Genomic DNA, 23,863 nt, shown 5'->3' with positions numbered 1-23,863 from the left:
CCGATGCGATCGAGGAGCATCCTGACACACCTTGTCTACACGTGACAACCCCCTCACCGGCCCAGCAAAAAGATGCTTGTCAAGTGCTATCCCCACGTGTAGATTCCCGGCTCACGGACTGCTGCACGTCAGTCCACCGCAGACGAAGGAGTCGCGATGGCCACCGAGAGCCCAGTGTCGTCACCCTTGACGACAGCCAGCACGAGACGGAGGAGCAGGTCCGTCGACCTCGCCGCCGCCCGCACCAGCGCACCACGGCGCCGCCCCAGGAACGACCTCTGGCTGGCACTCGCCTTCATCGCCCCGGCCGCCGTCGGGTTCGCGGTGTTCCTCGCCTGGCCGACCGTGCGGGGCATCTACCTGAGCTTCACGTCGTACAACCTGCTCACGCCGCCCGAGTTCACCGGCCTGCAGAACTACGCCCGCCTGGTGCAGGACTCGATCTTCTGGCACTCGATGGTCGTGACGGTCGAGTACGTCCTCATCAACATCGTCATCCAGACCGTCGTGGCGCTGTTCATCGCCGTGATGATGCACCGCCTGACGAAGTCGACCTTCGTCCGCGGGATCGTCCTCGCCCCGTACCTGGTGTCGAACGTGGTCGCCGCGCTCGTCTGGCTGTGGATCCTCGACACCCAGCTCGGCATCGGCAACGAGATGCTCGCAGCGCTCGGCCTCGACCGCATCCCGTTCCTGCAGAGCGACGTGTGGGGCATCCCCTCGATCGCCCTCATCAACGTCTGGCGTCACGTCGGGTACACCGCGCTCCTGATCTTCGCGGGCCTGCAGTCCCTGCCGGAGACGGTCTACGAAGCCGGACGCATCGACGGTGCGAGCGAGTGGAAGATGTTCTGGCGCATCACCGTGCCGCTCCTCCGCCCGATCCTGTCCCTGGTGCTCATCATCACCGTGATCGGCTCGTTCCAGGTCTTCGACACCGTCGCCGTCACCACCCAGGGTGGTCCCGCGAACGCCACGAACGTCGTGCAGAACTACATCTACAACCTGGCGTTCGGCCGGTTCCAGTTCGGCTACGCGTCGGCCGTGTCCGTCGCGCTCCTCGTCGTCCTCAGCATCATCACGATCATCCAGTACCGCCTCACCCGCTCGGGTGAGTCGGACCTGGACTGAACGGAGCGCCAGACCATGACCTCGACACTCACCCGTTCCCTCACCACGAAGCGCGAGCCCCGACCGGGTGCTGCGCACCGCCGTCGCCCCTCGGTCGGCCGCGTCCTCGCGTGGGTCGCGATGATCGCCGTCATCGTGATCACCCTGTTCCCGTTCTACTGGATCCTCCGCACCGCGCTGTCCTCGAACGGCGCGATCAACTCCGACCCCACGTCGCTGCTGCCCGTCGGGTTCAGCCTCGGGGGCTTCGAGCGCGTCTTCGGCCTGCAGTCCACCGAAGAGGCGCTGGCCCAGGGCGGCTCCGGTGCCGCGCTGAACTTCTGGCGGTACCTGCTCAACTCCGTGATCGTCTCGACGCTCGTCACGGTCGGTCAGGTGTTCTTCTCCGCCGCTGCGGCCTACGCCTTCGCCCGCCTGCGCTGGCCCGGACGCGACAAGGTCTTCGGTGTGTTCCTCGCCGGCCTGATGGTGCCCGCGATCTTCACGCTGCTGCCGAACTTCACCCTCATCAAGCAGCTGGGGCTCGTCGACAACCTGCTCGGCATCGCCCTGCCGACGATGTTCATGACCCCGTTCGCGGTGTTCTTCCTGCGGCAGTTCTTCCTCGGCATCTCGAAGGAGGTCGAGGAGGCCGCGCTCATCGACGGCGCCGGCAAGATCCGGGTGTTCTTCCGCCTCGTCATCCCGATGGCGGCCGCCCCGATCGCCACGCTCGCCGTGCTCACCTACATCACGAGCTGGAACGACTACTTCTGGCCGCTCATGGTCTCCTACACGGACAGCTCCCGCGTGCTGACCGTCGCACTCGGCGTCTTCAAGTCGCAGACCCCGCAGTCCGGCACCGACTGGGCCGGCCTGATGTCCGCGACCCTCGTGGCGGCGCTCCCGATGATCCTGCTGTTCGGCGTCTTCGCCAAGCGGATCGTCAACTCCATCGGCTTCTCCGGGATCAAGTGACCCGGCTCCGGACAGGACCAACACCATGACGAACCAACTGACCCGTCGCGCGCTGTTCGCCGGCGGCGCCTCCGCCCTCGCCCTCGGTGCGCTCGCCGCGTGCTCGTCCCCGAGCCGGGGGACCGGTGCGGGCAGCGGCGCCCGCACCGTCAGCTACTGGCTCTGGGACTCGAACCAGATGCCCGCCTACCAGCAGGTCGCCGACGCCTTCCACCGCGAACACCCCGACATCACGGTGAAGATCACCCAGCTCGGCTGGGCCGACTACTGGACGAAGCTCACGGCCGGGTTCATCGCGGGCACTGCGCCCGACGTCTTCACCGACCACCTGACGAAGTTCCCGCAGTACTCGGACCTCGACGTGCTCTACAAGCTCGACGAGCTCGAGGCGACGAAGAGCATCCGCGACGACGACTTCCAGTCCGGGCTCGCCGAGCTCTGGAAGGGCCAGGACGGGCACCGGTACGGCTCCCCGAAGGACTGGGACACGATCGCGATGTTCTACGACCGGAAGGCGATGGCGAAGGCCGGCGTCTCCGAGGAGGAACTCCAGTCGCTCGAGTGGAACCCTGACGACGGCGGGTCGTTCGAGAAGATGCTCGCCCACCTCACCATCGACACGAAGGGCCGCCGCGGCGACGAGCCCGGCTTCGACAAGGACCACGTCGAGGTCTACGGCATCTCGTCGAACGGGTCGGGCGGTGACGGCTTCGGGCAGACGCAGTGGTCGCCCTTCACCGGGTCGATCGACTGGTTCTACACGAACGAGAACCCGTGGGGGAACAAGTTCCGCTACGACGAACAGGTCGTGCAGGACACACTCGCCTGGTACTACCGCCTCGCCGACAAGGGCTACATGGCGAAGTACGGGGTGTTCTCCACGACGACCGGGCCGGACGTGCAGCTCGGAGCCGGCAAGTGCGCGCTCTCGTTCAACGGCTCGTGGATGATCGGCACGTACCTCGGCATGAAGGACGTGGACGTCGCCGTCGCACCGACGCCCATCGGGCCGACGGGCAAGCGTGCGTCGATGTTCAACGGGCTCGGCGACTCGATCACGAAGCAGGCCAAGGACCCGGAGGCCGCGGCGCTGTGGGTCGCGTTCCTCGGCAGCGACACGGCGCAGGAGATCGTGGGTCGGGCGGGCGTGGTGTTCCCGGCACGACCGGCGGGCACCGAGGCTGCGGTGGCGTCGTTCCGGAAGCGCGGACTCGACGTGTCGGCGTTCACCCGTCAGGTCGAGGAGAAGACGACGTTCCTGTTCCCGGTCACGCGGAACCCGGCCGACGTGCAGGCGCTGCTGCAGCCCGCCTTCGACGACGTCTACGCCAACGGCAAGCCGATCTCGACGTTGACCGGGATCAACGAGCAGGTCAACAACCTGCTCGCGCTCACCTGAGCCTGCAGGGCGCCTGACGCGGTCTGACGCGACCACCCTCGGACTGGGCCCACGCCGCCGGTTCCGGCGCGACGCGCCAGCGGCGCGTCGGCCGTGTCGGTGGGGAGAGGCGCGGTGCCAGCTGGCACCGCGCCTCCAGTCAGTGAGACTGGTCCCGTGGAACGACGTGAGCAGATCCTGGTGGCCGCGGCGGAGGAGTTCGACCGCGCCGGCTTCGCCGCCGCGACGATCGCGGGCATCGCCCGCACCGCTGGCGTCTCGCAGGGGGCGCTGTACTTCCACTTCCCGACCAAACTCGCCCTGGCACTCGGGGTCATCGGCGAGCAGAACGCCCGCACCTTCGACGTCGTGAGCCACACCGACAGCTCACCCGTCGCCGCGCTCGTGGGGGCATCACGCGGGATCGCGGACCTGCTCCGCACCGATCCGATCGTGCGGGCCGGCATCCGTCTGTCCCTGGAGCGCGGTGAGTTCCACGCGGCGACGGTCAGCTTCTACGAGCAGTGGATCGGCGGGATCGTCGACGTGTTCCGTCTGGCGATCGCGAGCGGTGAGCTCCGCACCGACCTGACCGCCGATCAGCTCGGCGCCACCGTCGTGCCCTACTTCACCGGCGTGCAACTGGTGTCCGACGTGCGGACGGGGCGTACCGACCTGTTCCCGGCGGTCGCGACCATGTGGCACGTGGTGATCACCGCGACCGCCGATCCGGCGCACCGGTCCCGACTGCTCGGCGTCGTGGACGAGGCCTTCCGCGTCGCGTAGGCCCCCGCGCGTCAGCGGTCGTGCAGCTCGCGGTCGCGGAACCACTTGAGCAACCACGCCGCACTGGTCCCGTCGAAGGACGGCGAGAACTCCGACGACCCCGCGAGGAACGGGCTGAAGCCGGCCTCGGCGCGGACGTCCGCGTCGTCGAGCGCCCGGTACGCCATCGACCAGCCGTCGAACCGACGGCGGTCGATGTCCTCGCGCACGAGCGACTTCACCTCGCCGTGGCGGGGATCACGCGCGATCGCCGCGAACCGGTCGTCGACGCTCCACGCCGGCCCCTCGAGCAGCTGCATGAAGCGGCCGCCCTTCGCGACGAGCAGCCCCGACACCCCGAGGGCCTCGTTGTTGAGCCGGGCCTGGCGGAGGAGCACCGCCAGGGCGTCGTCGTCGAAGGGGACGACGGCACGACTCATGTAGACGATGGAGACCAGCACGGTCCCATCGTCTCAGCCCGCGGGGAGTTCGTGGGCCGTGACGTCCTCGTTGCGCTTCTTGCGCCACGGCCGAGCGGGGGTGTCCGGCCCGTCCCAGACCAGGATGGCGCCCCACGCGGCGGCGAGCAGCGGCACCGAGATGATCGCGCCGGTGATCCCGGCGAGCACGGTGCCGGCGGTCAGACCGATCAGGATGACGAGGCCGTGCAGCTTCAGCGTGCGGCCCATCAGCACCGGCTGCAGGAAGTTGCCCTCGAGCTGGTTCACGACGATCACGATGCCGACGACGATGAGCGCCTGCACCGGACCGAGTGCGACCAACGCGACGAGGGCCGCCAGGATGCCGGCCGCGGTGGCGCCGACGATCGGGATGAACGCCGTGATGAACACGACGACGGCCAGGGGGAGCGCCAGCGGCACACCGACGATCGCGATGCTGATGCCGATGCCGATCGCGTCGACGGCGGCGACCGTGGCGGTGCCACGGACGTAGCCGCCGAGGGTGGAGACGACCCGGTCGCCGACCCGGCGTGCGCGGGCGTAGCGCTCGCCGTTGAAGGGACGGAGCAGGAACTCCCAGATGCTCGGGCCGTCCTTCAGGAAGAAGAACAGCACCACGATCATCAGGACCAGGCCGGTCAGGAAGTTCGCGGTCGCCGAGGCACCGGCGAGTGCCCCGGAGCCGAACTGCGCGCTGGTGACGAAGTCCGTCACCGACTGCACCGCATCGTCGACCTGCGAGTCCGAGATCGAGATCGGCAGGTTCTTCGCGAAGTCCTGCAGCTGCTGGAAGCCGTCGACCGCCGAGTCCTGCAACTGGGACCACTGGTTCTCGACCGCGACGACGATCAGCCAGCCCACCAGGCCGAGGACCGCGAGCACGCCGATGAGCACCGCCAGGGTCGCGAGGACCGACGGCACCCGGTGCTTGCGCAGCCACGACACGACCGGGTGCATGGCCGAGGCGATGATGAGCGCGAGGAGCACGGGGATCGTGACGACGCTGAGGATGCTGCCGGCCCACACCACGCCCGCGGCGAGCACCACGACGATGATCACCTGCAGGCACCGGGTCGCGAGGCGGCCCGTCGAGTCGGACCACGCAGCCTGGATGCGGGAGGGCTCGGTCGGGCGGGGGCTGTCGCGGAAGAACGGCATACCGAGACGCTACCGATCGGCGGGGCGACGCGCCGGGGCTGCGGGGGAGGCGTCCGTCGGCTGCTCGTCCCCGCGCGTGGCCGGGGCGACGACGAAGGCCACCACCAGGAGTGCGAGGGGCACGAGCATCGCGGTCTGCAGGCCCAGGTGCTCGCCGACGAACCCGAGCAGCGGCGGCCCCACCAGGAACGCGATGTACCCGGCGGTCGCGACGACGGACACCCGGCGGTCGCCGTCGGTGGGGTGGTCGCCGGCCGCCGAGATCGCGAGCGGGAACCCGAGGGCGATGCCGAGCCCCCAGACCGCTGCGGCCACTGCCGTCACGGCCGGGCTCGGGGACACGACGACGAGCAGCACCCCGACCGCACCGACCGCGGCGCACACCCGGACCACCGGGGCGCGGCCGAAGCGGGTCACGAGCGGGGTGCCGGCGGAACGGCCGATCAGCATCGCGAGGGCGAAGCCGGTGAAGACGAGCGAGCCGACGGCCTCGGGGGCGTCGTGGTCCGTGGTCATGAGGAGGGGGAGCCAGTCGCTCGCGGCGCCCTCGGCGAAGGCCATCGCCAGGGTGATCACGGCGATGAGCACGAGCTGGACGGTGATGACGGAGCGGCGGGTGGCGGCGGTGACGCGGGCGTCGGCGCTCGTGCTGGCGTCGGCGCGCGTGCTGGCGTCAGCGCTCGTGCTGGCGTCGGCGTCGGCGGGTGTCGCTTCGCGGGGCAGGGGCCGGAGGTTCAGCGCTGCGAAGATCGCCAGTCCCGCCATCACGGTGGCGCCGACGAGCAGGTGCACCACGACCGGGGTGCCGGCTGCCGTCATCGCGATCCCGACGAGACCACCGACCACGGTCCCCAGACTGAAGCAGGCGTGCAGCACCGGGACGACGGGGCGACCGATGTGCCGTTCGACCGCGGCGGCCTCGACGTTCAGGCCGATCTCGGCGACACCGGACCCGAACCCGATCAGGAAGAGCCCCGCCCAGACACCCGCCGGCACCTGTGCCGGGGCGAGCAGGGCGACGAGCACCATCCCGACCACGGGCAGCGCACCACCGAGCAGGATGAGCGGTCGCGTGCCGAGCCGTCGGACGAGCGCACCGGCGCCGAGGATCCCGATCATCGATCCGATCGACAGCCCGAGGAGCACCAGCCCCATCGCCTCGATCGATGCCCCGAGCTCGTCGCGGATGGCGGGCGTCCTGGTCACCCACGTCGCGATGCCGAAGCCGGTCATCGTCGACGTGGCGAAGAGGGCCCCTCGAGGGTGCGGGGTCATGTGACCATCTGATCGGTCCGCCGACGGCCCGTCAAGGGTCGCGCGTCCGGCTCGCGCCTAGGATCGGGACCATGGCGACCGTCCTCCTCGTCCGTCACGGACGCACGACCGCGAACGCGTCCGGGGTGCTCGCCGGGCGCACGGCAGGGGTCGGGCTCGACGCCGTGGGCCGCGGCCAGGCCGAGCGGACCGCGGAGCGCATCGCGGCGGTCCCCGTCGTGGCAGTGGTGTCCAGCCCCCTCGAGCGGTGCCGGCAGACCGCCAGGGCCATCACCGGACGGCAGCCCGGCGACCCGCAGACCACCATCGAACGGGCGATCACCGAAGCCGACTACGGCGAGTGGCAGGGGCGGAAGCTCGCGGACCTCGCGAAGGAGCCGTTGTGGCGGACGGTGCAGGCCAACCCGAGCGCCGTGGTGTTCCCCGGTGGCGAGTCGATGCAGACCATGCAGTCCCGCGCGGTCGCGGCGATCCGACGCATCGACGCCGAGGTCGAGGCGGAGCACGGTCCCGGAGCGGTGTGGGTCGCGGTGAGCCACGGCGACATCATCAAGTCCGTCCTCGCCGACGCGTTCGGCATGCACCTCGACCTGTTCCAGCGCATCGGGGTCGGACCGGCTTCGGTGTCCGTCGTGCGGTACGGCGAGCACCGGCCCGAGGTGGTCGCGACGAACACCGAGTCCGGCGATCTCTCGTGGCTCGCCACGGCTCCGGCGCCGAGCGGCGACGCGGCGGTCGGGGGCGGAGCCGGACATCCGGAGGCCCCGTCCGAGACAGGCCCTGCCAGACCCTGAACGGGCGGAGGCGCGCCCTCCTACAATGCGGGTATGCCCACCATCGTCCACGGCTTCGACTGGCCGGACCGCCTCGTCGTCGGCACCATCGGCCGCCCAGGCGAACGCGCCTTCTACCTCCAGGCACGGGACGGCAAGCGGGTCACCAGCGTCGCACTCGAGAAGGAGCAGACCGCGGTGCTCGCCGAGAAGATCGACGAACTCCTCGACGAGGTCGCCACGGTCGACGCGAACCGCTTCAGCGTCCCGGACACCGCGCCGGTCGAACTCCGCGACCCCGCACCCCTCGACCAGCCGGTCGAGCCCGAGTTCCGCGCCGGCGCGCTGAGCCTCGGCTTCGACCCGGCGACCGCGCAGGTGGTCATCGAGGCCTACCCGATCGACGACGACGTGGAGATCCTGTCGGAGGAGAGCGAGGACGGCACCGAGATCGAGGCCGTCGTCGAGATCCCCGAGCCCGAGGAGCTCTTCCAGGTGAAGATCCCGGTCGGCACCGCCCGCGCGTTCGTCGAGCGCACCCGTGAGGTCGTCGCCGCGGGCCGACCGCCCGGCGAGGCATGAGCGACGGCTCCCTGTCCATCCGGGCACGCATCCGGGAGGCCTCGAACGCGACCTTCCTCGCCGACCTCGACGGCGACGCGGTGGTCTACAAGCCGATCGAGGGTGAACGGCCCCTCTGGGACTTCCCGGACGGCACCCTCGCCGGTCGTGAGGTCGCCGCGTACCTGGTGTCCGAGGCCTTCGGCTGGGGTGTCGTCCCGCCGACCTGGCTCGGCGACGGACCCTACGGCCCCGGCATGGTCCAGCGCTGGCAGCACGTCGACCCCGACCAGGACGCGGTCGACCTCGTCGCGGCCGAGGACGCCGAAGCCGAGGGGGCGCCGTGGCTGCCCGTGCTCGAGGCGATCGACGAGCAGGACCGTCCGGTGACGCTCGTGCACGAGGACTCCGAGGCGCTCCGGCGGATGGCCGTCTTCGACGTGGTCGTGAACAACGCCGACCGCAAGGGCGGCCACGTGCTGGCGATGCCCGACGGACACCGGTTCGGCGTCGACCACGGCCTGACCTTCCACGTCGAGCACAAGCTCCGCACCGTGCTGTGGGGATGGATCGGGGACCCGCTCGGCCCGGACGAACTCGAAGGGCTCGACCGCGTCTCGGCGGCACTGCGTGGCGAGCTCGGCGACGCACTCGCCGAGCACCTGACGGCGGAGGAGGTCGACACGGTCCGGGCTCGCTGTGCCGCACTCCGTGCCGTCGGCATCTTCCCGCCGCCGCCAGGCCACGGCCCCGCGGTGCCCTGGCCGCTCTTCTAGACGCTCGAGCGGCCGGTGGGGATCGGGTCGGTGAGCCCCGTCGGGTCCGGAACCCACCGACCCGCCCGCGTCCCTGATCCGAGGGCGCGGGCACCCACGGTGCCCCTGCGCGGGGAGCGCCGTTGCTCTCCGGGACACCGTGGGCATCGACCGGTCGAGCGCGGATCAGAGGCTCTCGACCGACCGCTTCCGGCGCACCGACGACGTCGGTGCAGGAAGTTCGGTCACGGTGGCCGAGGTCTGGGGCTCCTGTGTGGCGATCAGCATACGACTGCGGAACGGCGAGCAACAGGCCTCAGCGGAAGTTGCCCGCTGGCCCGTCGAACAGGGGCATCCCGCCACGTCGGGACCCCAGGTAGGACCCGACCACCGCGACGCCGAGGTCGTCGTTCTCCGGAGCGACGACGGTGCCGTCGACCCGCTTCGCCATCGCCCCGATGAACCGCGCCAGGCCGGGGTCGTCGCCGAGCCGGAAGAAGGTCGTCTGCGCACCGAGCCGGCCGGAGTTCTCCAGTTCGCGGACGGTGAGCGCGATCGTCACCGGGTCGGGCGGGTAGTCGAACCACACCTGGCCGTTCGGTTCGAGGTGCGAGGTCGGCTCGCCGTCGGTGACGATCAGCAGCACGGGCTGCGCGGTCGGGTGCTTGCGGAAGTGCCGGTTCGCGAGCAGCAGGGCGTGGTGCAGGTTCGTGCCCTTGTCCCACATCGCGTCGAGTCCGACGAGCTGCTCGATGTCCATCACCTCGGCCTCGCGTCCGAACGCGATGAGCTGCAGGTCGTCGCCGCGGAACCGGGTGGACACCAGGGTGTGCAGCGCGAGCGCGGTGCGCTTCATCGGCACCCAGCGGTCCTCCATCGCCATCGAGAACGAGGTGTCGACGAGCAGTGCAACGCAAGCCTGGGTCCGCGCCTCGGTCTCCTGCACCTCGACGTCGTCGATGGTCAGGCGAACGCCGGGGCCCTCGCGACCGGACGCTGCGGTCCGGGTCAGCGCGTTCGTGATCGACCGGGTGACGTCCCACGGCTCAGTGTCCCCGAACGCCCACTGCCGCGTGGCGCCGGACGGTTCGCCGGCCGCGCCGGACTGCCGGATGTCCCGTGCGCCCTGACGGCCGGACATCCGTTCGGCGACGTCGCGGAGCAGGCTCTTGCCGAGCTGCCGCATCGCCTTCGGGGTGAGCCGCAGCTGCCCGTCGGCGCCGCGGCGCATCGCCCCGGAGTTCCGGAGCGCCTTCTCGAGCTGTTGCAGGGTCTTCGCGTCGACCGCGGCGTCGTTCCCGAGCTGCCGGGAGAGCGCGTCGAGGTCGAGGTCGTCGAGCTCCGAGCCGGGTCCGGACTGCGCGAGCTGGTCGGCCAGGGCGTCGAGGTCGGCGATGTCCTGGAACACCCCGGTGCCGTCACCGAGCCCGAGGCCCTGCTCGCCGTCCATGCGCTCCGAACCGCCCCAGTCCTCGCCGGGGCGGAGGGACCGCAGGTTGCCGTCGAGCTGCGACAGCTGTCCCATCAGGTCGGGGGAGCCGAAGGCCTGCTGGGCGAGGGCGTCGAGCTCGTCGCGCTGCTCCTCGGTCATCGAGTTCCGCATCCGCTGGGCGGCAGCGGCGCGGGCCGCCAGGTCGTCGAGCAGCTCGTCGACGTTCGCCGGGTTCGACGGGAAGTACTCGCCGTGCTGCGCCATGAAGTCGTCGAACTGCTGCTGGGTGTCCTCGCCGCGGGCGTGCGCCTCGAGCAGGGCGTTGAGGTCCTGCATCATCGCACTGACGGCGGCGCGGTCCTCGTCGGTCGCGCCCTCGAGCGCCTGCTTCATCCCGGCGAAGCGCTGGTCGAGCACCTCGCGACCGAGCAGGTCCTTTATCTCGTCGTACTTCTGCCGTGCGGTCGGGCTCGTCCAGTCGTAGTCGCCGAGTTCCTGCACGGCGGCGGCCGGCGACGGGGACAGGCTGTCGAGTTGCATCTCGGCCAGGGCACGGTCGCCGTCGTCGAGGTCCACGTTCCGCGCGAGTTCGCCGCGTTCGGCCCGCAGCGCCTCGTCGAGGAGCTCGCGCACCTGCTGCAGCGTGCCGTCGAGGTTGTTCTTCGCGGTGAGTTCCCGCCGGCGCTCGGCGACCTTGCGGGCGAGGTCGTCGAGGCCGCGCTGGGTCCGTCCGCCGCGACGCAGGAACTCCCGCATCGCGCGTTCGGGCGAGGTCCCGCCCATCACGTCCTGCCCGATGGCGTCGAGTGCCTCGGCGAGGTCCACGGGCGGTGCGAGCGGGTCGGGGCCGTCGGTGTAGCGCCCGTAGCGGGTGTCCCGCGTCAGCCGACGGTTCTGCCTAGCCATAGACGGCTTCGCCCCCGCCGGACTCCTTGCTGATTCGCCGGGCCAGGAAGAGCCCCTCGAGCGCGAGCTCGATCGCCCCGGCTCGCTCGCCGTCGTTCGTGGCACCGAGCCGCTCGCAGACCTGGTCGTACAGGTCCGACTCACCGATCGACGGCAAGCCCTCGAGGAACGCGCGGGCACCGACCTGTTCGCCGGTGGTCACCATCGTCCCGCCGTCGAGGGCTTCGACCAGGACGGTGAAGTCGAGCCCGCGGAACCGGGACCGCACGGTCTCCGCCGTGGCGGTCCGGAGCAGGTGCTCGAGGACCTCGTCGGCGCGGTCCTCTTCGCCGTTCTCGAACTCGATCTTGCCGCCGAGCACGTCGACCGCGGTCTCGAGGTCGATCGGGCGGGCGACGGCGTCCGGCTCGCCCTGCCGCGCCGCACGGTGCACGGCCGCAGCGGCGACGGTCTCCGCCCCGGCGATCGCGAACCGGGCGCTGACGCCGCTGCGCTGGTCCACGGCGCTGGAGCCGCGCAGGGCTCGGGTGAAGCGCGCGAGGATCTCGACGATCGCGTCGGGCACCTCGGCGGTCAGCTGCGCCTCTTGCCGGATGACGGCGATCTCGTCGTCGAGCTCGATCGGGTAGTGCGTGCGGATCTCGGCACCGAAGCGGTCCTTCAGCGGCGTGATGATCCGGCCGCGGTTCGTGTAGTCCTCCGGGTTCGCGCTCGCGACCACGAGGACGTCGAGCGGCAGCCGGAGCACGTAGCCACGGATCTGGACGTCGCGCTCCTCCATCACGTTGAGCATCGCGACCTGGATGCGTTCGGCCAGGTCCGGCAGCTCGTTGATCGCGACGATGCCGCGGTGGCCCCGGGGGACGAGTCCGAAGTGGATGGTCTCCGGGTCGCCCAGGCTGCGCCCTTCGGCGACCTTCATCGGGTCGACGTCGCCGATCAGGTCGGCGACGCTCGTGTCCGGCGTCGCGAGCTTCTCGACGTAGCGGTCGTCGCGGTGCCGCCACGAGATCGGCAGGGCGTCGCCGAGGTCCTCGGCGCGTCGGGTGCTCGCGGTGGTGATCGGTTCGTACGGGTGCTCGCCGAGCTCGGAGCCGGTGATCACCGGGGTCCACTCGTCGAGCAGTCCCTGCAGGGTGCGGAGCAGGCGGGTCTTCCCCTGTCCGCGCTCGCCGAGCAGGACGACGTCGTGTCCGGCGATGAGGGCGCGTTCGAGCTGGGGGATGACCGTGGTCTCGAAGCCGTGCAGGCCGGGCCACGGGTCGGCGCCCTGTCGGAGGGCGGTGAGCAGGTTGTCGCGGATCTCGGCGCGGACCGTCTTCTGGACGTGACCAGAGGTGCGGAGCTCGCCGACCGTTCGGATGTCGGGTCGGGTCACCGCTCCGACGCTACGCCGCGTTCGCGAAAGCGACCAGATGGCGGACTGGAGGCACGGGGCGGGCCCGCCCCGTGCCTCCAGTCGCTTGTGGGTTTCCATAGCAGGAGCAATGATTGACGTTCCGGCATCGGAGCCGGATTCGATAGGGGGATCCGGCTCCGCGCCGGGATTCGTTGTCCCCCGGTCATCGTTCCGGCTCTGAACCACCTCGGCGATCTGGGCGTACGTTCCGCTTTCGTGACCAGTACAGACGGGGCGATCAAGAGCCTGGTGCCCGCCAGGATGGACAGACTGCCGTGGACCCGGTTCCACTGGAGTGTCGTCGTGGGACTCGGTGTCTCCTGGATCCTCGACGGTCTGGAGATCCAGATCGTCTCGAACGCGGGGTTCCAGGCCGACCTGAACCTGTCCACGCAACAGGTGACGTCCCTCGGCACGATCTACCTCGTCGGACAGGTCGTCGGGGCACTCGTCTTCGGGCGCATGTCCGATCGGCTCGGACGGCGCAAGCTCTTCATCCTGACGCTGGCCATCTACCTGATCGGCTCTGGCATCGCCGGGTTCGCGCAGGACTTCTGGTTCCTCGCGGCCTTCCGCTTCGTCGCCGGCCTCGGCATCGGTGGCGAGTACGCGGCGATCAACTCCGCGATCGACGAACTCATCCCGTCGAAGTACCGCGGCCACGTCGACATCGCCATCAACGGCACCTACTGGGGCGGCGCCGCACTCGGTGCGTTCGCGAACATCTACCTGCTCGACACGCAGTACTTCGCCGAGAACATCGGCTGGCGCATCGGCTTCTTCCTCGGCCCGGTGCTCGGCATCGCGATCATCTTCCTCCGACGGCACATCCCGGAGAGTCCGCGGTGGTTGATGACCCACGGACGCGAGGAAGAGGCCGACGCCACCGTCACGCAGATCGAGGAGTCGGTCGAGAAGTCGACCGGGAAGCGGTTGCCGGACGTCGACCGGTCGAAGGCGATGACGGTCACCCCGATGGACCGCGTCGGGTTCCTCACCATCGCGAGGGTGCTCCTGAAGCAGTACCCGACCCGCACCCTCGTCGGCGCGACGATGATGATCACCCAGGCGTTCCTCTACAACGCGATCTTCTTCACCTACGCACTCGTGCTGACGAACTTCTTCGGGCTGAAGACCGCGCAAACGTCGATCTACTTCTTCCCGTTCGCCATCGGCAACCTGCTCGGACCGATCATCCTCGGTCGCTTCTTCGACACCTGGGGTCGTCGGCAGATGATCTTCCTGACGTACCTGATCTCGGGACTCGTCCTCGCGACCTCGGCGTTCCTGTTCCGGGCCGACGCGATCTCGGCGACGGTGCAGGTGGCGTTCTGGTGCGTGTCGTTCTTCTTCGCCTCGGCAGGCGCATCGAGTGCGTACCTGACGGTGAGCGAGATCTTCCCGCTCGAACTGCGGTCGCAGGCGATCTCGTACTTCTTCGCCCTCGCCCAGATCTTCGGAGCGGTCGCGCCCGCCATCTACGGTGCGTTCATCGGCGACGGGTCCTCGCGGGAGCCGCTGTTCTGGGGGTACCTGCTCGGGTCGGCGGTGATGATCGGCGGTGGCGTGGTCGCACTGATCTTCGGCGTGGACGCCGCCCGCAAGGGGTTGGAGGACGTCACACAACCCCTCTCGGTGCTCACCGGGGAGGCCGAACGGGAGCGGAAGTAGCGGCGCGGTCGGCGGACTTGACATTCTGTATTCAGAGTGTTTAGCACGCCGGCCGTTCGGCTGTCATCGTGCTCCCATGGCACTCCTCCACAGCGCAGCCCAGTCCTCCACGATCCACGGGATCGGCGACGTCCGCATCGGTGGCGCCGCTCGTGCGTGACCCTGGGTCGATGGAGAACACAGCGATCCGCACGGGCGGCGTGGGCACCGACCCGCACGGGCTCCGCCGCAGTCTGCTCCGCGACGCGGTGTTCCTCCGGCTGCTCGAGAGCGTGCTGCGCGGCGAGTACCGCCGTGGGCAGCGACTGCGGCTGGACACCATCGCGGACGAGATGCGGGTGTCCCGCACCCCGGTCCGCGAAGCGCTCGTCACACTCGAAGCTGCAGCTCGTCACGGTGCAGCGCTACATCGGGGTGGTGATCTCGCAGTGGTCGGTCGAGCAGATGGCCGAACGGTTGCGCATCGCCCGCACGATGGTCGTCGATCCGCCGTCGTGCGGTGCCACCTTCCAAGACCGCTTCGACGCGCACTGGCTGCGTGAGTGCCGGACCGAGGCCGGCGCGTTCGTCGAACTCGGTGCGTGGTACCTGCGGCGCCGCGGGTCGTCGGTGAGTGCCGACTGGTTGGCGTCGCAGCACACCGTGCTCGACGTCTTCTACACGGACGACGTCGCGCTCGCCAACGGGATCGACGCCGTCGTGGACCGTCGCCGGCGCCTCGACGTGGTCGACCGGGCCGTCGACGCTGCCGAGCGCGAGGACCTCGACGAGTGCGCCGCAGCACTGCTCGACCTGGCCGGGGCGCTCATCGGTCTGCCGGACCGGTTCCGGGTGGCCGTCCCGGCCTGAACCGGGCGCGGCTGCGCATCCACTCAGGGCCCGTCGACCCCCGGTCGGACGCGGGCTCGCCGGACGGACTCACCGCGGATTCCGACGTCCTTCGCACTGAATCGCCAGGCATCGCCGTGGCAGCCTTGTGCGGTTGCCGTCCCCGGCGTGTCCCCCGACGACAGGAGTGTCCGTGAGCGATGTCCGCGATCGATCCCACCGACTCAACCGCGTCGACGGGATCGCACGACACGGACGCCTCCGCCGTCGCGGCCCGTTCGGCACGGTCGCGAAAGTGCTGTCGGGGGTCGTCGCCGTCGCGCTCGTCAGCTCGGCGTCCGTCGCCGCGATCGCCGCGAAGCAGGTCAGCGACGACCTCGGCGACGGCGTGGAGATCGAGGGGCAGCCGGCGCCGCACCGGCAGGGCGGGACGACCTCGCTCAGCGCGTTCGAGGGCGGCTTCAACATGCTCGTCGTCGGGACGGACAACGACCCCGAGCAGAGCGCCGAGTTCGGTGAGCGCGACGCCACCCTCAACGACGTCAACATCCTGCTGCACGTCTCGGCCGACCACAGCAACGCCACCGCGGTGAGCATCCCGCGCGACCTCGTGACGCCGATCCCCGCCTGCCGCCGGACCGACGGCTCCACCGCGCCAGCGATGGCGGCGCAGCCCATCAACACCGCGTTCGGGGACGGCGGGCTGAACTGCGTGACCCAGACCGTGCAGGGGCTGACCGGCTTGGACATCCAGTACTCGGCAGCCGTCTCGTTCAACGGGGTCATCGAGATGTCGAACGCGATCGGCGGCGTGCCGGTGTGCGTTGCGCAGCCGATCCAGGACGAGTACACCGGGCTGAACCTGCCAGCGGGGACGTCGACGCTGCAGGGCGACGAGGCGCTCGCGTTCCTCCGCACCCGGCACGGCGTCGGTGACGGGTCCGACCTCGGCCGGATCTCCAGCCAGCAGGTGTTCCTGTCGTCGCTGCTCCGCACCGTGAAGTCGAGCGGCACCCTGACGTCGCCGACCAAGCTCTACAAGCTGGCCCGTGCCGCGGCCTCGAACATGCAGCTGTCCGAGAGCCTCAACGACGTCGGGACGATGGTGCAGATGGGGCGGGCGCTGCAGGACCTCCCGCTGTCCCAGGTGAACTTCGTGCAGTACCCGGGGTCGACCGGCGGCACCGGGGTCTACGCCGGCAAGGTCCAGCCGACGACGTACCTGGCCGACCAGTTGTTCGCGAAGATCAAGGCGGACCAGTCGTTCACCCTGGGGGCGGGCAGCACGGGCATCGGGTCCGAGGCGAACGCTGCGTCGCCGTCCGCTGCTGCGTCATCGCCCGCTGCTGCGCCGTCGGCTGCTGCACCCCCGGCTGCCGCACCGTCTGTTGGCGCCTCGTCGCCCGCGGCCGCTGCGCCGTCCACGCCCGCCGCTGCGTCGGGGTCGGGGTCGGCGTCGGCGTCGGCGTCGCCCGAGACCATCGACGGGCTCGAGGGCCAGTCCGCCGACCAGCAGACCTGCTCGAAGGCCTTCGGCTACTGACCGGCGCCGTGCGGCGGCCCGTGTGCCGGCGGCCCGAGCTCGCGAAAGCGACAGTGTGCCGCCGAACATCTGCGGCACACTGTCGCTCTGACGGCACAGACCGCGGGCCGTGCCGGACACAGCCGTGCCTGGACACAGAAACGGGGCGCGCTCGTGGACCGCGCCCCGGAAGCCGCTCCCCGAGCGGGCGCCGGACAACCGGGCGCGCCGGGCCCGGCTCGGAGAGCGACGTCGGTGCTGTGTCGCGACTACGGGGACGAGCCCCGGAATGTGATCGCCGCGTCTCGTCGAGACTATTCACCGGGGTACGTCGCGACAACCCCTCGGTGTCCCCACTTCGGGGGACCAGCTGTCACGGGCCGTGCCACGCGCGGGGTGCGGGGCGGGTCGAGAGTGGCTCGGTCCTCCTGTATGGTGGTCGGAGCACTCGCGAGAGTGCTTGGAGACGTCGCATAGTCCGGCCGAGTGCACCACCCTGCTAAGGTGGAGTCCCCTTTAGGGGACCGAGGGTTCAAATCCCTCCGTCTCCGCACACTCCACGAAGACCCCGGTCCACACGGACCGGGGTTTCGTCGTCCACGGGGACCGTCAGACGGTGGCGATGCTCCCCGTCGCCGTCCGACCGGTCGACGTCGCACGAGTCCTCCGCGCCGCAGTCACTGCGACGAGCGTCAGCACCACGGCGGCCAGCGTGATCCCCGAGCCGGCCCAGATCGGCGACGTGTACCCGAGCCCGGCGGCGATGGTCAGGCCGCCGATCCAGGCGCCGAGCGCGTTGCCGAGGTTGAACGCGGCGATGTTGGCACCGCTCGCCAGGGTCGGGGCGTGGTCGGCGTGGTGCATGACCCGCGTCTGCAGGGCCGGCACGGTGGCGAACCCGAACGCTCCCATCAGCACGAGCGCGATCACGGTGAGCACCGGCGAGGTCGCGACGACGGCGAACAGCGCCAGCACGACGGTCAGGGCGCTGAGGACCCAGAGCAGCGTGCCGTCGATCGATCGCGAGGCCAGCTTCCCGCCGACGAAGTTCCCGACGAACAGCCCGACGCCGAAGACGATGAGCAGCCACGGCACGGTGCTCGAGGCGAACCCGGAGACCGAGGTCAGCGTGTAGGCGATGTAGGTGAAGGCGCCGAACATCCCGCCGTAGCCGAGCACGGTCATGCCGAGCGACAGCCAGACCTGGCCGGAGCGGAAGGCGCTGAGCTCACGGACGAGCGACGGGGTCTCGACGTCCGAGGTCCGCACGGTCGGCACGAGGACGAGCACGCCGACGAAGGCGACGACCCCGATCGCGACGATCGCCCAGAAGGTGGCACGCCAGCCGAGCGCCTGCCCGAGGAAGGTCCCGAACGGCACCCCGAGGACGTTCGACGCGGTGAGGCCGGTGAACATCAGGGCGACGGCGGACGCGCGCTTCTCGCGAGCGACCATGTTCGAGGCGACGACGGACCCGATGCCGAAGAACGCACCGTGGCAGAGCGCCGCGATGACCCGACCGGACATCATCACGCCGTACGTCGGGGCGATCGCGGACAGGGTGTTGCCGATCACGAACAGCACGAGCAGGCCGAGGAGGACGGGCTTGCGGGGGAGCCGGGTGGTCGCGGCGGTGAGTCCGAGCGCCCCGACGATGACCGCCAGCGCGTACCCGGTGACGAGCCAGCCGGCGGTGGTCTCGGTGACGCCGTAGTCGGCCGCCACCTCGGGCAGCAGGCCGGTGATGACGAACTCGGTCAGACCGATACCGAATCCGCCGAGTGCGAGGGCGATGAGTCCCGCGGGCATGGGTGTTCCTTCCGTTGTGCGGCTGTGCCGCGTACGCTGGTTGTTGCAGACGCGGCCCATCGATAGTTGCACACGCGGGATATCCGCGCAAGCAACGTCGACCGACGAGCGACGACCGCGCACCCGCACGACCACGAAGGAGCCCGATGTCCGTCGACGACACCTCCACCGCCGTCCGAGCGCACGGCTGGCGCACCCTCGCGGCGCTGCACGGCCTGATCGAGACGCGGCTCGAGCGGGCCCTGCGCGAGGTCGACCTCTCCGTCGTCGAGTTCACCGTGCTCGATGCCCTGCGTCGCCAGGACGGCTTCCACATGCGCATGCAGCAGCTCGCCCGTGCCGCCGCGCTCAGCCCCAGCGCCACGACCCGCCTGGTGAACCGGCTCGAGGAGCGCGCGCTCCTGACCCGTGTCCTCTGCGCGGACGACCGCCGTGGCCTCTACACGGAACTCACGCACGCCGGACAACGACTGCTCGACACGGCCACGCCGATCCACGCCGAAGCGCTCGACGCAGCCCTCGCCGAGGCGCGCGAGGTCCCGGAGCTCGAGGAGCTCGCGGCGGCCGTCGACCGGCTCGAGGGCGCTCGCGTCTGACGACCGGCACACGCGACCGGGGGTGGAGCAGCTGCCTGGAGGCCCTGGTCGCCGCCGCCACGCACGGTACGGTGAGCGGATGGCACGTCGAACGACCGCCGCGGCGGCCGGGGCAGCCCTGGTCGCGCTGGCCCTGGTCGGCTGCACCGCCGCCGGCACCACGACCGAGGACGACGGAGCCCCGACCGACGTCGCGGTGGAGGCCTACGTCGAACCCGGCGCCCACGCGCAGGACCGCGTCGGAAGCGCTGCCGGCCGAGCGGCGATGATCGGTGTCGACGGCGTCACGGTCGCCGACGACGGGACGGCCCTGAACGATGCTCCAGCCGGGATCACCGACCTCGCCGCGACGGCCTCCGGCGGGGGAGCTGCGCCCGAGCTCCTCGTCAGCAACTACTCCGAGACGCTCGGGGACTTCTCGCCCGAGGTCGGCACCGCGCTCCTCGCCAGCGTGGCGAACCGGGAGCGGGTCGCCCGACAGCTGGCGGCCCTCGCTGCGTCCGAGGGGATGTCCGGCGTCCAGATCGACCTCGAGTCCCTCCGTGGTCGTGACCGCGCAGGACTCGTGGCCTTCGCCGAGACCCTGCACGAGGACGTCCGGGTCGCACTCGGGGACGACGCCGAGGTCTCGATGGCCGTGATGGCCTCGACCACGGCGGACGGGTACCGCGAGACCGGGTACGACCTCGCCGCCCTCGCGGACCACGTCGACCGCTTCGTGCTGATGACGTACGACCAGCACGGCCCGTGGAGCGACCCTGGCACCGTCGGCGCCCTGCCCTGGGCGGAACACGTGGTGACCGCCGCCGAGGACGAGGGGCTCCGAGCGGACCGGATCGACCTCGGCATCGCCGGCTACGGGTACGTCTGGGCGAGCCGAGGCGCCGCGGCCGACGCCGCAGACCCGCAGCTCACCCCCGCCGCTGCACGACGGGCGGCCGGCAGTGCTGCGCACTGGTCGGCACGGGACAGCGAGTGGTCGGCATCGCTCGACGACGGCCGTGAACTGCACTGGTCCGACGCCCGCTCGTACCGGGCCAGGGTGTCGCTCGCCGAGGACCTCGGGCTGCACGGGGTCGCGCTCTGGTCCCTGAACTCCCTCGCGCTGCCCTCGCCCTAACGGGACGGGTTCGGCGGCGCCGTGGTGGTGCGGACGACGAGCGTGGGTTCGACGAGGGTGTGGATCGGCTCGGCCGACACCGTGGATCCGATGCGCTCCACGAGTCGTGTCGCCGCGAGCCGTCCGACCGCGTCGTTGTGCGGGTCGACTGTGGTCAGACGCAGGAGGGGAGAGGCGGCGAGCGGGGTCTCGTCGTGGCCGATGACCGAGACGTCCTCCGGCACGCGGAGCCCGGCTTCGCGCACGGCAGCGATCGCGCCCATCGCCATGACGTCGTTCGCGGCGAACACGGCGGTCAGGTCCGGGTGGTCCTGCAGTGCACGCCGGGTGCCCTCGTAGCCGGTCGTCTCGGACGTGTCGCCCACGCCGACGACGAGCGGCTCGATGCCGGACGCGACCAGCTGCGCGACGGCGGCCTCGCGGCGGAGTGCAGCCGGGCCTCCCGAGCCGGTGACGTGGACGATGCGGCGGTGACCGAGCCCGATCAGGTGATCCGTCGCCAACCGGCCGCCCGCGGCTTCATCGGAGGCCACGACGTCGAGCCCCCCGGGGGCGTCGGCGCGTGCGCCGGCGACGACCACCGGGGTGTCGGCGGGGACGACGAGGTCGGGGAAGCCCTCGGCGGCGAGCACCACGCCGTCGACGCGCAGGGACACGAGGTCGTCGAAGGGCGAGGAGTCGAGGTGGGCGTTCGCGCGGGTGTCGGCGAGGGTGAGCCGGAGGCCGTGCGGGGCGAGGGCGTCGCGGATGCCGTCGAGCATCGGGACGTACCAGGGGTTCCGGAAGTCGTCGACGACGACGCCGATCGTGCGGGTCCGGGTGCCGGCGAGGATGGCGGCGGCACGGTTCGGCCGGTACCCGAGTTCGGCGGCCGCTGCGAGCACGGCTGCTCGCCGGGCTTCGGAGACGCCTGGGTCGTCGCGCATCACCATCGAGACGAGGGACTTGGACACCCCGGCTCGGGTCGCGACGTCGATGATCGTCGGGGGTCGTGACACGCGGCTCCTTGACAGGACATGGGGTGGTCGGTCTACAGTCTAGCGAGTTGTTCTGGAACGTTCCAGAACGCGTACATCCCAGAGCACAGCCACCTTCTCGAAGGAGAGAACATGAGCGACAGCATCGGCGTCGCCGTCATCGGCGCGGGCATGGCGGGCAAGGCCCACATGGCCGCGTGGCGGAACGCGCCCTCACTGTTCGGATCGACGCTGCCGCCCGTGCGGCTCGTGTCCGTCGGCGACGTCTACGAGCCGTTGGCCGCCGAGGCCGCACAGCGCTTCGGGTACGCGCGGCACGACACCGACTGGCGAGCCATCGCCGAGGCCGACGACATCGACGTGGTGAGCGTCGTCGTGGCGAACACGCTGCACCGCGAGATCGTCGAGGGGCTCCTCGCCGCCGGCAAGCACGTCCTCTGCGAGAAGCCGCTGTCCGACTCGCTCGAGGACGCACGGGCGATGGCCACCGCGGCCGCCGAGGCATCTCAGCGCGGGCTCGTCGCCCGCGTCGGCTTCACCTACCGCCGCGCCCCGGGGCTCGCCGTGATCCAGCAGCTCGTCCAGGACGGCACGCTCGGCCGGGTCCTGCACGTGTCCGGCCGGTACTGGACGGACTACGGCTCCTCGCCCGACGTCCCGTTCTCGTGGCGCTTCGCCGGGGCCGCAGGCACCGGAGCCCTCGCCGACGTCGGCTCGCACCTGGCGTACGTCGCGGAGTTCCTGGCCGGCCAGATCCAGAGCGTCAACGGCGGGATGTTCACCACGGCCATCACGAAGCGCCCGATCGCCGCGGGGTTCGCCCTGCGCGGCCAGGCCGTCCCGCTGACGGGTGAGGAAGCTGACGTCGAGAACGACGACTACGCCACCTTCAACGCCCGATTCGGCGACGGATCCGTCGTCGGCTCGCTCGAGGTCTCCCGCGTCGCGACGAGCCACCCGAACGGCCTCGTCATCGAGGTCTTCTGCGAGAACGGCGCCGCCCGCTGGGACCAGGAGCGCGCCTCGGAGATCGGCCTCGCGCTGCAGTCCGACGGCTCCCGCCTCGGTGGGTACCGCCAGGTCGTCCTCGGCCCGGACCACCCCTACGTCGCCGGCGGCATGGCGATGGACGCCCCGGGTGTCGGATGGGGCCAGAACCAGATGTTCGAGTACCAGGCCCGCGCGTTCCTCGACGAGGTGACCGGCAACACGGTCGACCCGCTGCCCGCGAACGCCACGTTCGACGACGGGGTCCACAACATGGAGGTCCTCGACGCGGTGGCGCGGTCCGCCGGTGCAGGCGGCGCCGCCGTGGACGTCACCCGAGCAGAAGGAGCGGTCACCCGCACCGAAGGAGCGCTCGCATGAAGCTCGGCCTGTACAACGCCATCTTCCACGACCGCCCGCTCGCGGACGCCCTCCGCGCCATCGCGGACAACGGCCTCACCGGCATCGAGCTGAACACCGGCGGGTTCCTGCCCCCGGTGCACGTGCCGGACATCGACGAGATCCTGGTCGACGACGCAGCACGCGACGCCTTCCTCGCCCAGTTCGAGGGCACCGGGGTGTCCATCGCCGGCCTGAACTGCAACGGCAACCCGCTGCACCCGGACCGCGCGATCGGGGACGCCCACGCCGAGGACATCCGGCGCAGCATCCGTCTCGCAGCACGCCTCGGGCAGGACCGTGTCGTGACGATGTCGGGACTCCCCGCGGGCGAGCCCGGCGGGACCCGGCCGAACTGGATCGTGAACGCGTGGAACTCCGCCGCACTCGACGTCATCGAGTACCAGTGGAGCGTCGCGGTGCCGTTCTGGCAGGAGATCGACGCCCTGGCGCGTGAGCACGGCGTCAAGGTCGCACTCGAGCTGCACCCGCAGAACGTCGTGTTCAACCCGGCGACGATCCGGGAGCTCGTGGAGCGCGGCGGGCTGACCAACGTCGGGGTCGAACTCGACGCGAGTCACCTGTTCTGGCAGCAGATGGACCCGGTGGCGGTGGTCCGCGACCTCGGCGAGCTGGTGTTCCACGCCGCCGCGAAGGACGTCCGGATCAACCCGCACGCGGCGATCAACGGCGTGCTCGACAACTCGTTCCGTCGGTTGTCGCCGGACGAGCCGCGCACGAACCTCGGCGGCGACGAGTGGGCGAACGAGTGGCCGAAGCCGTCGGCGTGGGACTTCGTCGCGCTCGGCAAGGGCCACGACGAGGCGTACTGGTCGGCGTTCCTCGAGGCGCTGCGCGAGGTGGACCCGGACATGTGGGTGAACATCGAGCACGAGGACACCGAGCTCGGCCGCGAGGAGGGCGTCGCCGTCGCGGCGCAGGTCCTCCGCGCCGCCGACGCGGCGCTGGCGGCGCGCGCGTGAGTCGCGTCTGACGCGCGACC

Annotated in this window: 21 protein-coding genes, 1 tRNA gene and 1 pseudogene; 16 read left to right on the top strand and 7 right to left on the bottom strand. The window is 70.7% G+C overall.

From position 1 onward, the window contains the following. Positions 1–156 precede the first annotated feature (156 nt). The 4 genes from EDF19_RS15615 (at position 157) to EDF19_RS15600 (ending at position 4,252) form a co-directional block, all read left to right on the top strand. Entirely contained in the window at positions 157–1,131 is a 975-nt protein-coding gene (locus EDF19_RS15615; RefSeq protein WP_260217234.1) for a carbohydrate ABC transporter permease, read from the top strand. 15 nt (positions 1,132–1,146) lie between these two features. After that, complete coding sequence (locus tag EDF19_RS15610; protein WP_123681792.1) at positions 1,147–2,088, top strand: carbohydrate ABC transporter permease; 942 nt, start codon at positions 1,147–1,149, stop codon at positions 2,086–2,088. A gap of 25 nt (positions 2,089–2,113) precedes the next feature. After that, positions 2,114–3,487 carry a sugar ABC transporter substrate-binding protein gene (locus tag EDF19_RS15605; RefSeq protein ID WP_123681791.1) on the top strand — a complete coding sequence of 458 codons (1,374 nt, stop codon included), beginning with the start codon at positions 2,114–2,116 and terminating at the stop codon, positions 3,485–3,487. Positions 3,488–3,643: 156 nt separating this feature from the next. After that, positions 3,644–4,252 (top strand): ScbR family autoregulator-binding transcription factor, encoded by a 609-nt coding sequence (locus tag EDF19_RS15600; protein ID WP_185022891.1) that lies wholly within the window; start codon positions 3,644–3,646, stop codon positions 4,250–4,252. An 11-nt stretch (positions 4,253–4,263) separates the two neighbouring features. Here EDF19_RS15600 and EDF19_RS15595 read toward each other — a convergent pair whose 3' ends face one another. The 3 genes from EDF19_RS15595 to EDF19_RS15585 are packed head-to-tail and all read right to left on the bottom strand — an operon-like array spanning position 4,264 to position 7,125. Next, positions 4,264–4,692: a BLUF domain-containing protein gene (locus tag EDF19_RS15595; RefSeq protein WP_123681789.1), complete on the bottom strand. Its 429-nt coding sequence runs from the start codon at positions 4,690–4,692 to the stop codon at positions 4,264–4,266. A gap of 12 nt (positions 4,693–4,704) precedes the next feature. Beyond that, positions 4,705–5,850: an AI-2E family transporter gene (locus tag EDF19_RS15590; RefSeq protein ID WP_123681788.1), complete on the bottom strand. Its 1,146-nt coding sequence runs from the start codon at positions 5,848–5,850 to the stop codon at positions 4,705–4,707. A gap of 9 nt (positions 5,851–5,859) precedes the next feature. Next, entirely contained in the window at positions 5,860–7,125 is a 1,266-nt protein-coding gene (locus tag EDF19_RS15585; RefSeq protein ID WP_123681787.1) for an MFS transporter, read from the bottom strand. Between the two features lie 71 nt (positions 7,126–7,196). Here EDF19_RS15585 and EDF19_RS15580 point away from each other — a divergent pair, with 71 nt between their 5' ends. Genes EDF19_RS15580 through EDF19_RS15570 form a run of 3 tightly spaced genes read left to right on the top strand, consistent with a single transcriptional unit; the run spans position 7,197 to position 9,235 of the window. After that, complete coding sequence (locus EDF19_RS15580) at positions 7,197–7,919, top strand: MSMEG_4193 family putative phosphomutase (RefSeq protein WP_123681786.1); 723 nt, start codon at positions 7,197–7,199, stop codon at positions 7,917–7,919. A gap of 33 nt (positions 7,920–7,952) precedes the next feature. After that, complete coding sequence (locus EDF19_RS15575; RefSeq protein ID WP_123681785.1) at positions 7,953–8,480, top strand: DUF3090 domain-containing protein; 528 nt, start codon at positions 7,953–7,955, stop codon at positions 8,478–8,480. Beyond that, positions 8,477–9,235 (top strand): SCO1664 family protein, encoded by a 759-nt coding sequence (locus EDF19_RS15570; RefSeq protein ID WP_123681784.1) that lies wholly within the window; start codon positions 8,477–8,479, stop codon positions 9,233–9,235. Before EDF19_RS15575 ends, EDF19_RS15570 begins: the two co-directional genes overlap by 4 nt. Before the next feature lie 295 nt (positions 9,236–9,530). Here the strand turns inward: EDF19_RS15570 and EDF19_RS15565 are convergent, their stop codons facing one another. Both EDF19_RS15565 and EDF19_RS15560 read right to left on the bottom strand, forming a co-directional pair. Continuing rightward, a complete protein-coding gene (locus tag EDF19_RS15565) occupies positions 9,531–11,552 on the bottom strand; it encodes a VWA domain-containing protein (RefSeq protein ID WP_123681783.1) in 2,022 nt (673 codons plus the stop codon). After that, positions 11,545–12,930: an AAA family ATPase gene (locus EDF19_RS15560; protein ID WP_123681782.1), complete on the bottom strand. Its 1,386-nt coding sequence runs from the start codon at positions 12,928–12,930 to the stop codon at positions 11,545–11,547. The genes EDF19_RS15565 and EDF19_RS15560 overlap by 8 nt, the downstream gene beginning before the upstream one ends. Positions 12,931–13,167: 237 nt before the next feature. On the opposite strand from EDF19_RS15560, the gene EDF19_RS15555 reads away from it, so the two are divergent. The 5 genes and pseudogenes from EDF19_RS15555 (at position 13,168) to EDF19_RS15535 (ending at position 17,523) form a co-directional block, all read left to right on the top strand. After that, positions 13,168–14,622 (top strand): MFS transporter, encoded by a 1,455-nt coding sequence (locus tag EDF19_RS15555; protein ID WP_311317122.1) that lies wholly within the window; start codon positions 13,168–13,170, stop codon positions 14,620–14,622. 170 nt (positions 14,623–14,792) lie between these two features. After that, positions 14,793–14,996 (top strand): annotated as a pseudogene (locus EDF19_RS19550) (GntR family transcriptional regulator); the annotation flags it as partial. Positions 14,997–15,018: 22 nt separating this feature from the next. Next, complete coding sequence (locus EDF19_RS15545) at positions 15,019–15,471, top strand: hypothetical protein (RefSeq protein WP_260217233.1); 453 nt, start codon at positions 15,019–15,021, stop codon at positions 15,469–15,471. A 172-nt stretch (positions 15,472–15,643) separates the two neighbouring features. Further along, a complete protein-coding gene (locus tag EDF19_RS15540) occupies positions 15,644–16,993 on the top strand; it encodes an LCP family protein (RefSeq protein ID WP_123681965.1) in 1,350 nt (449 codons plus the stop codon). Positions 16,994–17,434: 441 nt separating this feature from the next. Continuing rightward, positions 17,435–17,523, top strand: a tRNA-Ser gene (locus tag EDF19_RS15535). Between the two features lie 58 nt (positions 17,524–17,581). Here the strand turns inward: EDF19_RS15535 and EDF19_RS15530 are convergent. Then, positions 17,582–18,781 carry an MFS transporter gene (locus tag EDF19_RS15530; RefSeq protein ID WP_123681779.1) on the bottom strand — a complete coding sequence of 400 codons (1,200 nt, stop codon included), beginning with the start codon at positions 18,779–18,781 and terminating at the stop codon, positions 17,582–17,584. Positions 18,782–18,927: 146 nt separating this feature from the next. Between EDF19_RS15530 and EDF19_RS15525 the strand changes: the two genes are divergently transcribed. After that, positions 18,928–19,377, top strand: coding sequence for a MarR family winged helix-turn-helix transcriptional regulator (locus tag EDF19_RS15525; RefSeq protein ID WP_123681778.1), 450 nt, complete (start codon positions 18,928–18,930; stop codon positions 19,375–19,377). Between the two features lie 79 nt (positions 19,378–19,456). Continuing rightward, complete coding sequence (locus EDF19_RS15520; RefSeq protein WP_123681777.1) at positions 19,457–20,497, top strand: glycosyl hydrolase family 18 protein; 1,041 nt, start codon at positions 19,457–19,459, stop codon at positions 20,495–20,497. Here EDF19_RS15520 and EDF19_RS15515 read toward each other — a convergent pair. Then, complete coding sequence (locus tag EDF19_RS15515) at positions 20,494–21,495, bottom strand: LacI family DNA-binding transcriptional regulator (protein ID WP_123681776.1); 1,002 nt, start codon at positions 21,493–21,495, stop codon at positions 20,494–20,496. The genes EDF19_RS15520 and EDF19_RS15515 overlap by 4 nt on opposite strands. A 111-nt stretch (positions 21,496–21,606) precedes the next feature. On the opposite strand from EDF19_RS15515, the gene EDF19_RS15510 reads away from it, so the two are divergent. Together EDF19_RS15510 and EDF19_RS15505 are read left to right on the top strand one after the other, a co-directional pair. Continuing rightward, entirely contained in the window at positions 21,607–22,842 is a 1,236-nt protein-coding gene (locus tag EDF19_RS15510; RefSeq protein WP_123681775.1) for a Gfo/Idh/MocA family protein, read from the top strand. Beyond that, positions 22,839–23,843, top strand: coding sequence for a sugar phosphate isomerase/epimerase (locus tag EDF19_RS15505; RefSeq protein WP_123681774.1), 1,005 nt, complete (start codon positions 22,839–22,841; stop codon positions 23,841–23,843). Before EDF19_RS15510 ends, EDF19_RS15505 begins: the two co-directional genes overlap by 4 nt. Positions 23,844–23,863: the final 20 nt, after the last annotated feature.

The sequence above is a fragment of the Curtobacterium sp. PhB115 genome (assembly GCF_003752025.1).
GTDB lineage: Bacteria > Actinomycetota > Actinomycetes > Actinomycetales > Microbacteriaceae > Curtobacterium.
This window is presented reverse-complemented; position numbering and strand designations above follow the sequence as displayed.